Origin of the sequence: Sporosarcina sp. 179-K 3D1 HS, assembly GCF_047228905.1 — a bacterium.
Taxonomy (GTDB): domain Bacteria; phylum Bacillota; class Bacilli; order Bacillales_A; family Planococcaceae; genus Sporosarcina.
In genome coordinates this window covers 94,145-107,108 of sequence record NZ_JBFEGI010000001.1, presented here as the reverse complement: position 1 = coordinate 107,108, position 12,964 = coordinate 94,145, and the positions used below count along the sequence as shown (strand labels likewise).

The following is a 12,964-nucleotide window of genomic DNA, read 5'->3' as shown; positions in this document are numbered from 1 at the left end:
TTTATGTTTACGAGGTTATGTTTCGTGCTATGTATAGGAGTGAGTATTGTTGAAAGGGGAAGTTGTGGTTGAAAAGATGGTTTTGGTTGGTAGCTGCATTTATTTTACTAATCGTCCTTGCGGCTTGCGGCAATGAATCGGAGACGCCGGAAGCAGAAGGGGTTGAATTGGAAACGGAATTGGAGGATGTGGAAACACCTGTAGAGGATAATTCCGCAGAGGATCCGGAAGCTTCGGAGACGGGACCGGTGGAAGAGGATTCGGAAACCGGGGCGGCGGTGAATGAAGTGGAAGTGGACTTGCTGGATACGGACGGTCAATCGGTAGGGACGGCCACATTGACCGAAGAAGAGAACGGAGTGAAAGTGAAAGTGGTCGCCGAAAATCTGACGCCGGGGGAACACGGTTTTCATTTTCATGAAACGGGTGTTTGTGAAGCGCCAGACTTTGAATCGGCGGGAGGGCACTTTAATCCGGACGGCAAGAGCCATGGATTGGAACATGAGGAAGGCCCGCATGCCGGAGATTTGCCGAATCTGGAAGTCGGTGAAGACGGCACGGTGGAAACAGAAGTGTTGGCGGAGCATGTCACCTTGGCAAGCGGCGAACCCCATTCTCTCTTAAAAGAGGGTGGCACAGCGTTGGTCATCCATGCGGAAGCGGATGATGGTAAAACACAACCATCCGGAGATTCGGGAGATCGTATTGTTTGTGGTGTAATTGAGCAGTAAACGTTGGTTTGCTGGCACTGAAGGTTTTTGAATCCAATTAAAATCGAGTACCTTATGGGAATGTGGTTTTCCTCTAAGGTACTCTTTTTTTACGCTTTCACTTCCTTGCAGAAATAGGCAAATGAATAGCTGAGGGTCCCTCTGAGTGATACTGATGAGAAAGAGCGAGGAGGATTAGCAATGGACTTGAATGTAACATGGAGAGATTATACCTTGATGGAGAATAAAAAGCCTGCGACGAAGGAAGACGTGGATCGCCTGTTGCGAAAATTGGACGAAGCATTGGCAAAGTTGGACGGAAGCAACACCGTTCGCCCGCCGTCCGTTTCACAGGACGAGTCGCCTTTTTTTACTGGAATTCGGGAAGGGCAAGATCCGCAAGTACCAGATCGGTTGCAGTAGAAAAGGATGATTATTCGAACAATCGTGTTTGTATGTATCCGGTGGAGAAGAAGTATTCTATATAGGAAGTGAAAGACGGAGAACTTTGAGCAAGGAGGGGGAATGCGTATGGTGAAAATTGTGTTGGACGCGGGGCACGGACTGCATACGCCGGGCAAGCGATCGCCGGACGGAGAGCGGGAATGGAGTTTTAATAACCAAGTCGTCTTGGCGTGTATCAGGAAGTTGAAGTCTTATAAAGGGGTCGAGATTTTACGGGTGGATGATCCGACAGGTGAGAGGGACGTTCCGTTGCGCGAGCGTACGGATCGGGCAAACCACTGGAAGGCCGATTTTTACGTGGCTGTCCATCACAATGCCCATAGCGGGAAATGGGGACAGTGGAGCGGGGTGGAGACCTATACTTATGAACATCCGCATGCCAATCCGATATCCGTGGAATTAGCGCACTTCATCCAACCACGGATGGTGCGTGCGATGGGACTGACGGATCGAGGCGTAAAGCGGGCAAATTTCCATGTGTTGCGCGAGACGGCGATGCCCGCCATTTTGACGGAAGGCGGTTTCATGGATTCTACCATTGATATCCGGGCGTTGCGTTCCGTGGAAAAACTGGAGACGCAAGGTGAGGCGATTGCCGACGGGGTGGCTGCTTATTTTGGACTTCGGGAGAGTTCGGTTGGGAAGGAAGCCGGGGAAAAGCCGAATTTGGATGAAAGAGAAACGACGCCTTCCAGATGGTTGGTCAAGGAATTTCAAGAAGCAGTGGATCTTGGAATCACAAATGGTGCTGATCCAAGGCGGTCCGCCACCCGGGAAGAAGTCGCCGTCATGATTGTTCGGGCCATGAAGAATATAAAGGGTTGGTAAAGGGGAAAGCCCCCGACAGTGAATAAAAAAACAGCCTCTCTCTTTAAAAAGTGTAGAGGCGGTTCTGCATTTTCCTGTTGTAAAACACTCTTGAGAAGCAGGGCTGTTATTCAGTCAAGCCACTCTCTAAACGGTTAAATTTCAATTCAAGCATGGCCGTCTTTTGGTAAGTGAATTCGATGTCTTTTTTCAAAACTTGCAAATCACTTTTGGTTTCTTTAAAGCGTTGCGTCATCTCTTCACGTGCTCCTTGTTGGCCAGTTTGAATAATTTGAAGGGCTGTTTTCGTTTCAGTACGGAAATCTTTTAACACCGTATCGATATTCCCCACCCGCTGATTCAATTCGTTTTGTCCTGGTTCTATTCCTTCAAGTATCCCTGATTATAGGTGATAGGTGCCAGTGTACCCCGAAAATCCAAGGGAGGCTGGCACCTGTTTTTTACACTCTAAATTCCTGGATCGCTTCCTGAAGTTGCAGCGCCTGCTGGCTTAAGTGATAGGCGACAGAGTGGATCTCTTCCAAAGTCGCCAGCTGTTCTTCGACAGCAGCGGTGTTCTGTTCGGTTTGATTGGAAGCTTGAGATGATTGGTTGGCAATTTCTTGGACGGACGCGGTTACTTCCTCAGCGCTAGCCGAAATCTCTTCTGTGGCGGCTGAGATTTCAACGATTTGCCCACTCATGCGCTGGATGGCCGAACCGATGGAAGAGAATGCACGGCCTGCTTCGTCGATCACTTCCACACCTTGCTCGACGTTCTTCAGACTGTCAGCAACTGCATGCTCTACATTTTTCGTATCCTGCTGAATTGTCGTTGTCAGTTTGACGATTTGGATGGCGGATGTTTTGGACTGTTCTGCCAGCTTCCGTACTTCGTCAGCGACGACGGCAAACCCTTTCCCGTGTTCGCCCGCGCGAGCCGCTTCAATGGCCGCATTCAACGCAAGTAGATTCGTCTGCTCGGTAATATCGGTGATCACCTTCGTAATATTCTCGATTTCGATGATCTGCTTGCTCAATTGACGAATCAATTCGCTTGTTTGGAAAGAAGAGTTATGAATGATTTGCATTTGCTCTTTCGCTAACTGGACGGATGTTTCACTATTTTCCGCCAGTTTTTCCGTCTCTATGGCCCTCGTTTGAAGACCTTGCGCCGATTCGGCAATACGCTGCACGCCCACTGCAGTTTCCTCCATGGAGGCTGAACTTTCCATGGCGGAAGCGGCGGATGTTTGGGTGCCAATGGACATCGCTTCCATATTTCGGCTGACTTCTTGGGAAGCGCGGGTTACCTCTTTCGTGCTTGCGGACAATTGCTCAGCAGACTCGGTGACCTGAAGCGCATTATCGTTCACTGTGCGAATCAGGGTCTGCAAATTCCTTTTCATTTCATTGAATGCTGTTGCTAGGTCCCCCAGTTCGTCTTTTGATTGTAACTGGATGTCATCTTGTGTCAAATCTCCGCTTGAAATGAGAGCAGCTTCTTGTGCTAACCGTTTGACGGGGCGGGAAATATTCCGGCCGATGAACGTCGCGATCAGGAAGCTCATGACAATGAAGAGAACGAATGCGATAATCAAAGATTGTCGGGCGACCGCCGATTCATTTTCTGTCATGGCACGATCTTGGACAATTAACGTTTCTTGAAAATCACGAATTCGTTCACTAGCTTGTTGAATGCCAATCGTGGCACTTCTGATTTCCATATTCATGATTGGCTCAGCCCGGTTGTAATGTCCTTTTTTAATATGATCTACAGCTTGAGCAGCCGCCCCATCAAATTTTTCTATGTTTTCATGGATTTGTTCAAGTGCCAAAACCATTTCTTTCGCATTAATAAAAGGCGTCAATTCATCAATAGCTGCATGCAGTGCTTGTTGATGTTCTTCGAGAGCAGTGAGTGACCCCATATCACGCTGTAAATAATAGGCGCGGACGTACAGCCCCTGCATGGCCGCTTCTTTTTGAATGGCTTCCGATAATTGAACTTGTTTTATACGATTATCGAGCAAATGTTGATATTCTTGATCAATTTTCTTTAATTGCATCAAGCTGAAAATGAAAAAGGCCAATAGAATGGCTAGCACTAGTCCGAAACTACCGTATATTTTCTTCCCTATAGTCACTTCTCATCCCCCCTAATATACCTAAATGATTTCGCCGCCAAATACAAAAGTCCTTTATTTTCTCATTTCAATTTATTATCGGATCAAGTGCATTATTTTGAAATATGTAAAAAGTATGATAACCATAAAAAAAGTGACAGTTACCCAAGCAATTTCGGTGATTCGGAATTGTTGGGTGACTGTCACTATGTACACTGCTATTTCAAGTAGGCGGGAAGGGATTGGTGGATGATTTTTTCCCAGCCGCCTGCCATGTGTTCGCGAATTTGAGTATGAGGTTGGCCAAACTCGGTTACTTTGTTGGCATCCCATCCGGAATGTATTAAACTGAACTCGGTTTTGCCGGTAGCGTCTTCTTGTAATTCAAACGTCAGATGCCAATCTTTCGCCCAGTCGAAGGCAATCCGCTGCAGCGGGACAATTTCTTTCACGACACAAGGGGAGTCCCCAAACCCGCCGGCGCGCAGGATGAAAGATTGTCCTACAACCGGTTCAAACGTATTAGGCATCCACCATCCGGCGAGCCCTTCGGACGTGGCCACGGCTTTCCACACAGTTTCGATCGGTGCATCTAACACAATGGTTTTCCGGATATCCGGAAGAATTTCTTTTGACTGCATTCCACTATCTCCTCCATTGGGTGACTGTTCCCGTTTTTTAGAGTTTCCCCCATCCCTTCGAGCTATGCGATTGACTGGCGTTTCATCCCAATGTAGGAAAAGTGATCACCATTTGACCTTCTAGATGCACGACTTCGATTAGCTCTTCCTCAAACAAATAAGGAGTGTCTTTCTGATCCCGCGGTGTGATTTTTTCGTATATATTTTTCACTGATAAGACGGGGAACGTCACCGGGATCATCCGTCCGTTATGAAGTGTCTTTAAATTGCCCATTAAAAACACCTCTTTGCTGGATGCGGCAAAACTGAGATGTCCGACTGTTTTCCCCGACTGTCCAGAAATCAACGGCACGCCTTGCAGCAAAGAAATGAGGCATAGGATGAAATCATTGATGACATCCGGCGATACTTTCTCCCATCCCCATTTCGCAAACAACGCATTGAATCCATTCCGGATGTCCTTGAAGGAAAATATCGGATCGATGCGCTTCGGTCGCTTTTCTTTCCCTAAATTGGCGATGATTTGTTGGCAGTCCGCCAAGTAATCTTTAACCAGTCCTGTACATTGTCCGCGCTCTACAACAAAATCGCAAAGAGCTTTCACAGTCGGAATGTCTGTCGCTTCATCCCTAACCAACAGTAAAAATCCATAAAAATACTTTTCATCAAAATGCCGTTTTGTAAATTGTTCATAATACGATGCCAGTAACTGCTGTTGTTTCTTATCCACTATTGAACGCTCCTTGATCTACTAATGCCTGTTTCTATTTCTTTAAGAACCTTTCTCATCATAGCATGTGAGGACCTTCTCTGTAAGTGAAAATCGGCTATTCGCTTAGACGGATTGTAGCAAAAAATTACGAAATGCCAAGGTAGCGGGGGAGTGGTGGGAGCTTTTTAATAATGCCAAGACGGTTGGCTTTTTTATTGTTTCCGTTAATCGAACGATAGAAATGTATTCAGTATCACTTGATTTAATGCCTTTTGATGAAACGAGAGACACGCCCATCTCATTGCCTACCAAGCCGAAGCGGGCATATAAACTACTGCTTTCACACACAATTTCAGGTTCGAATTTTGCATCGCGGCAAGCTTGCAACACGAGATTGTATGCACTATGTCCACGGCTGGGGAAAATGAATTTCTCTTCTGCCGCTTCACGTAAATCAATGCGGTTCTTTTTTGCCAATGGATGATTTTTAGATGTAATCAACACCAATTCATCGTCAATTAATTCATGCACCTCAATGAGTTCATTGATATCCCGATCCGTAGGAGGGGTGAGGATTGCTATATCAATTTCATATGTTTCAAGCATTTCCAACAGTTTATAACTGCCCTCCTCCATAATTAATACATTAATGCCCGGATATAACTTTTGAAAATCTGCGATTAAAAAGGGTAACCGATCACCCATGGAATTAATGGCACCAATTTTTATCTTGCCTCTGGATAAACCCGCGAATTCCTTCATGGCATGTTTGGCTCGATCAATATCGGATAAAATTCGTTTTGCATAGAGCAAAAACTCTTTTCCAGCTGATGTCAGCTTGACGGAACGGGTCGTGCGCTCAAATAATTTTACTCCTAATTCATCCTCCAGCTTCGTCACCTGTTGGGACAATGTAGACTGGGATACACAAATTTCATCCGCCGCTCGAGTAAATTGCTGGTATTTTGCTATGTTCACTACATATTGCAACTGATGGATCTCCATATAGCACCTTCTTTTTTAATTAATCGATTTTACTAATGAATGGTTCGATTATATAGATTGACTATATAAATAGCAAGTGCAATACTTTTAAGTAGTTCGAAAGATGAAAATATTGAAAATAGCGAGGCTGAAGATAAATGAGGAAACGAAAGGACCAATACGATGTTTTGGTAGTAGGAGGCGGATCAGCCGGCATCGCAGCCGCAGTAGGTGCGAGTCGATCTGGTGCAAAAACTATTATTATTGAGAAAAATCCCTATTTTGGCGGGGCGCTAACAAATAGCTCCGTGTTAACCATTTGTGGAATGTATAGCCGAAAAGATCCGATGGAACGAGTAGTGGGAGGTGTGGGGAATGAAATTCTTGATATGGTGAAAGCCATGGGCATGAGCCGGGGACCATATCGAAGCAACACTACAAAAAATATAGGCGTTATTGTCGATCCAGAAGCGGCAAAATTTGCTTTTGATGAAATCATTCGCACATCCAACGTTACCCCTTTGCTTCATACGAAGGTAACCAAAGTCGAGAAATCAGGAGACAACATTCAATCGGTAGAGTGTTTGGACCATAACGGACCCTTCACGGTAGAAGCTAAAACGTTTATTGATGCGAGCGGGGAAGCCGATTTGACAGCATTGGCCGGCGGTGATGTTCAGGTCGGGAATGCAGATGGAGAGCTGCAAATTGGTACATTGGTGATGAGAATTGGAGGTGTACCTGAAACCGTCGATTTAAACCCTGAATTGGTTCATCAAGCAATTATGAAAGCAAAAGATGAAGGAGTACAATTAACAAAAGAAAAGGGGCCGATGATTCGTCTTCCATACTCCCATGATATCCTAGCCATTTTCGCCGATGTCGCTGTAAATGGGCTTGATTCTTCCAGTTTAACAGAAGCGGAGCTAGTGACGAGGGAACAGGCTTGGAGGTATATCGAGACATTCAAAAAATACATTCCTGGTTTTGAAAGCGCTTATTTAGTCCAAACGGGACCTTCGCTGGGAATCCGGGAAACGCGGCATGTGCTTGGCGAATATACGCTAACGGCGGAGGATGTAATCGAGGGAAGAAAGCATTCTGATGTTGTGGCGCTAGGGGGATGGCCTATAGAAATTCATGCAGGGCCTGGGAAGCCCCCGATCTACAAGTCCATTCGTGACGATGCCCATTATGAAATTCCGTTACGTTCATTAAAAGAAAAAAGCATATCGAACTTATGGTGTGCCGGGAGAATCATCTCCTGTGATCCAACAGCTTTCGCGTCCGCGCGTGTGATGGGAACTGGTTTTGCAACAGGACACGCAGCTGGCGTAGCGGCTGCTTACTATACATTGCATGGAAATCAAAATGTCCATGCGATCCAACAAGAGTTAATTCGTCAGGAAGCTATTATATAAAAATATATACAAAAATTGAGGGGGAAAGAACATGAGAAAAACATGGAGTTTATTCATTTTTTCAATCATGCTTGTGTCAGTAGTAGGTTGTTCTTCTGATAAGTCGAATGCAAGTGAAGAAGCTGAAACGCCCTTTCCGGAACGAAGCTTAACAGCCATCATTCCATTTGGAGCAGGGGGCTCATCGGATACCGTTGCCCGAATGATTGCACCTCAAGCAGAAAAGCATTTAGGAAAGTCCATTGTTTTGCAAAATAATCCAGGCGGAACGGGTGCAGTAGCGACTCAAAATGTCCTCTCTAAACCCGCAGATGGCTATACTTTGTTAATTGCTGCTGAAAATCAGAACTTGTACCGAACTACCGGTATTTCGGAAGCGAGCTTTAATGATTTTATTCCCATTATTCAATTGGGAAGGGATGTTCCAGTAGTTGTCACACAACCGAAATCCAATTGGAATAGCATTTCGGATCTATTGGATGAAGCTGAACAACGTCCGGGAGAAATAAAGATTATGAGCACTGGACCCGTTGGCGTTTCAGGAATTGTCACCGCCATGTTGGACCGTGAATTTCTTACGGTTCCATATGATTCCGCTGGAGCAGGTATAGCGGGAGTGATTGGGGAGCATGTAGACGTGGGAATCATCGGTTTATCTGCTGCACGCGAATATGCGGAATCCGGAAAGGTAAAAGTGTTGGGTGTTGTCAATGAAACGAAACTCGATGACTTCCCAGACTGGCCAGCGTTAGGAGAAGAACGGCCGGAGTATAATAAACATTTGCCATGGGGGCCGTATTATGGTGTCTATGTAAAAAAGGATACGCCGCAACCTATTGTAGATAAGCTCGTTGACTCATTTACCAAAGGGTATAAGGAAGAAGAATTTCAAGAATTTCTAAAAAAGAATGCAACAGTTCCGATGGGATACACCGGTTCAGAAGCGCTAGATTTTCAACAAACTTGGGAATCCCAAACGAACTGGCTATTATTTGATGTAGGCGTTGCGGAAGATCCATCCAAATATGATATTCCAAAACCATAAAGCAGCAGGGGGGGAGACGATCTCTCCCTCTATTCTCTTACGAAGGAGGAGTGACGATGACGTTACAAACGAATGTTTTTAATCTCATTCTATTTGCCTTTAGTATCTTATTTTTAATCGGTTCATGGATGATCGATGTACCGGAAAGCCGGAATATAGCCTTATTCTCGTCACCGGTCGTCATCCCGATGTTTTCCTCCATCTGCATGATTATTTTATCTCTTGTCATTTTGAACAAGGAACACAAACAACGTGAGCAAGCAGAATTCGGTCTCATGAAACCGTTTGTCATGTTTTCAGCCATCCTTTTATTGTTTTTATTACTAATGAAAATCGTCCATTTTTACATACTTTCTTTTGCCTTTTTACTTACGACATTTCGACTGTTCCGAGTGGGATCATGGGTGAAATGCATTGGAATTTCAGTTGGTCTAATAATCGCATTGGGGCTAGTTTTCGAAATGTTATTTGGCATTCTATTACCCTGACTAAATAAATGAAAGTAAGGAGTAGTCTATGGAACAGTTTTCTAACTTTCTAATACCGATATTGGATTTGAAATTGTTGTCCTTGGTTGCGATCGGAACATTTGCAGGTATTTATATTGGAGCCATTCCTGGCCTGTCGGTTACTATGGCGACTGCACTTCTTTTATCTTTAACGTATACATGGGACACGTTGGCGGCTTTAGCTTTGATTATGGGCATATATGTAGGGGGAGTGTACGGCGGTTCTCGGTCCGCAATGCTTCTAAACATTCCTGGGGCGCCATCTTCCATTGCGACGACCTTTGATGGGTATCCACTAGCATTAAAAGGGGAGGCAGGCTATGGAATTGGATTGGCAACTATCATGTCGGCGGTCGGGGGACTCATCGGGGTTCTATTTCTCGCATTTACAACGCCCTTCATATCGCAAATCGCGATTAAAGTGTCACATATCGATTATTTTCTATTGGGCGTAATGGGCTTACTCTTAATTGGCTCTTTATCAAAAGGGGATTTCACCAAGTCCCTTTTCACTGCATTCTTTGGAGTCAATATTGGACTGATCGGCCTTGATGCGATTACAGGTATTCCGATCCTGACATTCGGCAGTTTGGAATTAACTACGGGCATTAATGTCGTCGTAGCAATTCTCGGGTTATTTGGCTTCTCCGAAGTGTTGATTCAACTGACAAAATCGTTTCGGGCGGATCCCATTAAACAAGTAGGTAAAATTATTCCGAAACTGTCGGTCCTGCTTAAGTTGCTGCCGCTCTCTCTTCGAGTTTCTGTTATTGGTGTATTAACCGGGGCATTGCCGGGCGTTGGGGGTGAAATTGCCGCTTTGCTGGGGTATGATCATGCAAAACGAACGGTGAAGAAACCTTCTCGGAAATTCGGGGAGGGTGCGTATGAAGGGGTGGTCGCTCCTGAAGCGGCCAATAATGCGGCAATCGGCGGAGCTTTGATTCCAATGTTAACGCTGGGAATACCTGGCGATGCGGTCACTGCTGTTATTATTGGGGCATTGGTCATCCATGGGCTAAATCCGGGTCCGATGCTTATGGTCAATACTCCAGAGTTGTTTTGGGTAATTACGGGCGCTTTGCTTATGGCCAACCTATTTTTATTAATTTTCGGATTAACGGGAATTCGCATGTTTCAAAAAATAGTTTCTGTCCATAAAGGAATTTTGTATCCTGCCATTACTTTAATTACGATAATTGGTGCATATTCCATTAACAACAGTGTAACGGACGTATATTGGATGGCATTTTTCGGGTTGCTTGGATTTGTTTTTCGAATCCATCAGTTCCCCATTGCTCCATTTGTACTCGGTATGATTTTAGGTCCATTGATCAGTAAATCATTCAGGGGAGGAATGATGGCGGCGGGAGACGACCCACTCGTTTTCCTGAAAACTTTCGTGACGTCCCCGATTAGTGTAATCTTAACGCTTTTCATCATTCTATCCGTTGTGTTGAGTTTACGAAATAAAAACAAAATGATTGTTCAATAATAAAGAAAAACCATCAAATATGTGCTTGATGGTTTTTCTCTATTATTAAGATGAACACCCACTACACGAACTGCAGGAACTGCAGCCGCTTCCCGAGTCGGATCCGGTCCAGCCGCCTGAGTTGGAGGGTATGCCTCCGGAGCCGGCTTCGAACGTATTGACGTCGCTTGCGGTTTCATTCCAAGCATCAATCCGCTCGTCATTCCGTTCGTCGGAACCTGCTGAATAGCCCGATGCACCGCCATCGCCGCCGAATCCATCTTGTCTCTTTTTCTGGTCCTCGTAGAAATTATGCCCTTCATAGACGCCCACTCCTAAAATGGCGGGACCGTACCAATAGCCGTCGGTCTGTTGTATCCGTTTTTTCAAGTTTGGATTCGGTTGGTCTACTTGCTCTTTCGCAAACTGCAGGAAAGCATCCAGCGTTTCCACTGTCGGCGCACTCGCCCGGTGCCTGCCGTGAGTATTTTTTATATCTTCAGTTCCGTTGATGATCTGGACAATCCATTTCCCGTGCTCTTCCTTCTCCTGCAAGAAGTCGCCCCAAAGATGGGAGTGGGAGGAAACAGGGAAAAAGGAGAGGTATAAGAGATCGAACCAAGCCCGCTCTTTTGGAAGATGCTTCGGTTTCTCATGAGGGTGGTGTTCGATCGGCTCCCCTATGAATCGGTAACAAAATTCCTCATATAACACTTGCTCTTCCAAGAAGAAGTGCCAGATGTCATCGACTTTCTTCGAGAACATCGGCAACCCTTTTGACACACTTGCGAGGAGCAGAAACTTTTTCAATTCATACCAGCGTTCCCGCAACTCCTGATCGGTCAAGGAGTGCTTCGATTTGTGGATCCGGACATTGACATTTTTTTCTATCTTGTATGACCATGCCCGATTGAACTGTTGAAACAATTGTTTTGTTTCCCGGTCCGCCCAGATCGGCGGAATCAATTTTTTGGAATACAAGATCTTTTTATCTTTCAAATGAAATCTATAGTTGACGATTACGCTAATGATGGCAATCCCCAATAGGATCTTGCCAAAAGTCCAAGCCAGCTCCATTGCTTTTCCCTCCTTTTCTTACATGTTATCGCGCCCTTTTATACGCTTCAATGGGCACAAATAACCCGACGTGCCCGTAGTCATCATGTTGCAAGGTCGCGAATATGACACCGATGACTTTCCCGTCTTCATTCAAAACCGGACTGCCGCTATTGCCCCGGTACACCGGAGCTTGGATCATGACAACCGGTTCTTCCCAGTCTTTCAGTTGCGTATGATCGAGTATCGTGCCTTCATTCGCAATGCCGGAGAAACTGAGTGGATTGCCGATGAAATAAATCGGCTCATCCTTCGGGTAGTCCGGCTGTTCCGCTAATTTTAAGTAGGGGAGGTCCTTGCCATCCGCCTCGAGCACCGCGAGATCGATAGAAGGGTACGTCTCCGTCACTTTTGCGGCAAAGCGGCCATCATCCGGGAAGGAGACCATCACTTGGCTGTTGCCTTCTACGACATGATAATTGGTCAATATCGTGCCATCGCTTGAAATAGAAAAGCCCGTTCCTTTGCTGTCGCCGGTTTCAATGACGACGACGGATTTTTTATACGTCGCGATATCTTCTTGCGCCGACAAGCGCGACGATGTTTTCAGAAATTCCACCGCGGGGATGGAGAATACTTCAAATACGAAAGCGAATGTATTAACGAGCAAAACGGTAGCCATCAACCAAAACAACCATCGGGGAAACGGTCGCCGGGAGACTGGCTTGTCTTGGTTCTGTGCCCGTTCCTCCCAATATTTCCGCTGTGCTTCTAATACCAATTCTTGTAGTTCTTCATCTGTCAATTCCTCGTCTTGCTGTTGATCAGTTTCATTTGTAGTCACATGCTCACATCCAAAAGATTCTTAGATTCATTATACACGAAAGGAGCCGGATGGATTGTTTGTAACGGTGCCAGGCACTTTTACAATTTAGGGTTGATAAAGATTATCATTTGCAGTAAGATGGGTTGAGAAGGATTATCATTGATAATGAGAAAAGTGAAATACGAGAT

General features: G+C 45.4%; 14 protein-coding genes. 7 read left to right on the top strand and 7 right to left on the bottom strand.

Features of this window, described 5'->3' with window-relative positions:
* Nucleotides 1-68 precede the first annotated feature (68 nt).
* The 3 genes from AB1K83_RS00530 (at nt 69) to AB1K83_RS00520 (ending at nt 2,003) form a co-directional block, all read left to right on the top strand.
* Nucleotides 69-731: a superoxide dismutase family protein gene (locus AB1K83_RS00530; RefSeq protein ID WP_413056199.1), complete on the top strand. Its 663-nt coding sequence runs from the start codon at nt 69-71 to the stop codon at nt 729-731.
* A gap of 180 nt (nt 732-911) precedes the next feature.
* The gene (locus AB1K83_RS00525; protein WP_413056198.1) at nt 912-1,133 is read left to right on the top strand and encodes a hypothetical protein; all 222 of its coding nucleotides are present in this window, start codon (nt 912-914) and stop codon (nt 1,131-1,133) included.
* A gap of 108 nt (nt 1,134-1,241) precedes the next feature.
* Complete coding sequence (locus AB1K83_RS00520) at nt 1,242-2,003, top strand: N-acetylmuramoyl-L-alanine amidase family protein (protein WP_413056197.1); 762 nt, start codon at nt 1,242-1,244, stop codon at nt 2,001-2,003.
* 106 nt (nt 2,004-2,109) lie between these two features.
* On the opposite strand, the gene AB1K83_RS00515 is transcribed toward AB1K83_RS00520, so the two are convergent.
* From AB1K83_RS00515 to AB1K83_RS00495, 5 genes are all read right to left on the bottom strand, one after another.
* Nucleotides 2,110-2,346 (bottom strand): hypothetical protein, encoded by a 237-nt coding sequence (locus tag AB1K83_RS00515; RefSeq protein ID WP_413056196.1) that lies wholly within the window; start codon nt 2,344-2,346, stop codon nt 2,110-2,112.
* A gap of 97 nt (nt 2,347-2,443) precedes the next feature.
* Entirely contained in the window at nt 2,444-4,129 is a 1,686-nt protein-coding gene (locus AB1K83_RS00510) for a methyl-accepting chemotaxis protein (protein ID WP_413056195.1), read from the bottom strand.
* Nucleotides 4,130-4,326: 197 nt separating this feature from the next.
* Nucleotides 4,327-4,749: an SRPBCC family protein gene (locus AB1K83_RS00505; protein WP_413056194.1), complete on the bottom strand. Its 423-nt coding sequence runs from the start codon at nt 4,747-4,749 to the stop codon at nt 4,327-4,329.
* 82 nt (nt 4,750-4,831) lie between these two features.
* Nucleotides 4,832-5,479: a hypothetical protein gene (locus AB1K83_RS00500; protein WP_413056193.1), complete on the bottom strand. Its 648-nt coding sequence runs from the start codon at nt 5,477-5,479 to the stop codon at nt 4,832-4,834.
* A 105-nt stretch (nt 5,480-5,584) separates the two neighbouring features.
* On the bottom strand, nt 5,585-6,466 hold the full coding sequence (locus AB1K83_RS00495; protein ID WP_413056192.1) for a LysR family transcriptional regulator: 882 nt from the start codon (nt 6,464-6,466) through the stop codon (nt 5,585-5,587).
* 137 nt (nt 6,467-6,603) lie between these two features.
* Between AB1K83_RS00495 and AB1K83_RS00490 the strand changes: the two genes are divergently transcribed.
* Genes AB1K83_RS00490 through AB1K83_RS00475 form a run of 4 tightly spaced genes read left to right on the top strand, consistent with a single transcriptional unit; the run spans nt 6,604 to nt 10,915 of the window.
* On the top strand, nt 6,604-7,866 hold the full coding sequence (locus AB1K83_RS00490; protein ID WP_413056191.1) for an FAD-dependent oxidoreductase: 1,263 nt from the start codon (nt 6,604-6,606) through the stop codon (nt 7,864-7,866).
* A gap of 31 nt (nt 7,867-7,897) precedes the next feature.
* The gene (locus AB1K83_RS00485; RefSeq protein WP_413056190.1) at nt 7,898-8,911 is read left to right on the top strand and encodes a tripartite tricarboxylate transporter substrate binding protein; all 1,014 of its coding nucleotides are present in this window, start codon (nt 7,898-7,900) and stop codon (nt 8,909-8,911) included.
* A gap of 56 nt (nt 8,912-8,967) precedes the next feature.
* Nucleotides 8,968-9,399, top strand: a complete 432-nt coding sequence (locus AB1K83_RS00480) for a tripartite tricarboxylate transporter TctB family protein (protein ID WP_413056189.1) — start codon at nt 8,968-8,970, stop codon at nt 9,397-9,399.
* 28 nt (nt 9,400-9,427) lie between these two features.
* Nucleotides 9,428-10,915 carry a tripartite tricarboxylate transporter permease gene (locus tag AB1K83_RS00475; RefSeq protein WP_413056188.1) on the top strand — a complete coding sequence of 496 codons (1,488 nt, stop codon included), beginning with the start codon at nt 9,428-9,430 and terminating at the stop codon, nt 10,913-10,915.
* 45 nt (nt 10,916-10,960) lie between these two features.
* Here AB1K83_RS00475 and AB1K83_RS00470 read toward each other — a convergent pair whose 3' ends face one another.
* Both AB1K83_RS00470 and AB1K83_RS00465 read right to left on the bottom strand, forming a co-directional pair.
* Nucleotides 10,961-11,971, bottom strand: coding sequence for a hypothetical protein (locus AB1K83_RS00470; protein ID WP_413056187.1), 1,011 nt, complete (start codon nt 11,969-11,971; stop codon nt 10,961-10,963).
* Between the two features lie 25 nt (nt 11,972-11,996).
* A complete protein-coding gene (locus AB1K83_RS00465; protein WP_413056186.1) occupies nt 11,997-12,794 on the bottom strand; it encodes a S1C family serine protease in 798 nt (265 codons plus the stop codon).
* Between the last annotated feature and the right edge of the window lie 170 nt (nt 12,795-12,964).

What these genes read in the sequence shown, in the direction of transcription:
- AB1K83_RS00485 (WP_413056190.1), top strand. Translation starts at nt 7,898, where the DNA reads ATGAGAAAAACATGGAGTTTATTCATTTTTTCAATCATGCTTGTGTCA.
- AB1K83_RS00475 (WP_413056188.1), top strand. Translation starts at nt 9,428, where the DNA reads ATGGAACAGTTTTCTAACTTTCTAATACCGATATTGGATTTGAAATTG.
- AB1K83_RS00480 (WP_413056189.1), top strand. Translation starts at nt 8,968, where the DNA reads ATGACGTTACAAACGAATGTTTTTAATCTCATTCTATTTGCCTTTAGT.
- AB1K83_RS00505 (WP_413056194.1), bottom strand. Translation starts at nt 4,749, where the DNA reads ATGCAGTCAAAAGAAATTCTTCCGGATATCCGGAAAACCATTGTGTTA.
- AB1K83_RS00520 (WP_413056197.1), top strand. Translation starts at nt 1,242, where the DNA reads ATGGTGAAAATTGTGTTGGACGCGGGGCACGGACTGCATACGCCGGGC.
- AB1K83_RS00495 (WP_413056192.1), bottom strand. Translation starts at nt 6,466, where the DNA reads ATGGAGATCCATCAGTTGCAATATGTAGTGAACATAGCAAAATACCAG.
- AB1K83_RS00470 (WP_413056187.1), bottom strand. Translation starts at nt 11,971, where the DNA reads ATGGAGCTGGCTTGGACTTTTGGCAAGATCCTATTGGGGATTGCCATC.
- AB1K83_RS00525 (WP_413056198.1), top strand. Translation starts at nt 912, where the DNA reads ATGGACTTGAATGTAACATGGAGAGATTATACCTTGATGGAGAATAAA.
- AB1K83_RS00490 (WP_413056191.1), top strand. Translation starts at nt 6,604, where the DNA reads ATGAGGAAACGAAAGGACCAATACGATGTTTTGGTAGTAGGAGGCGGA.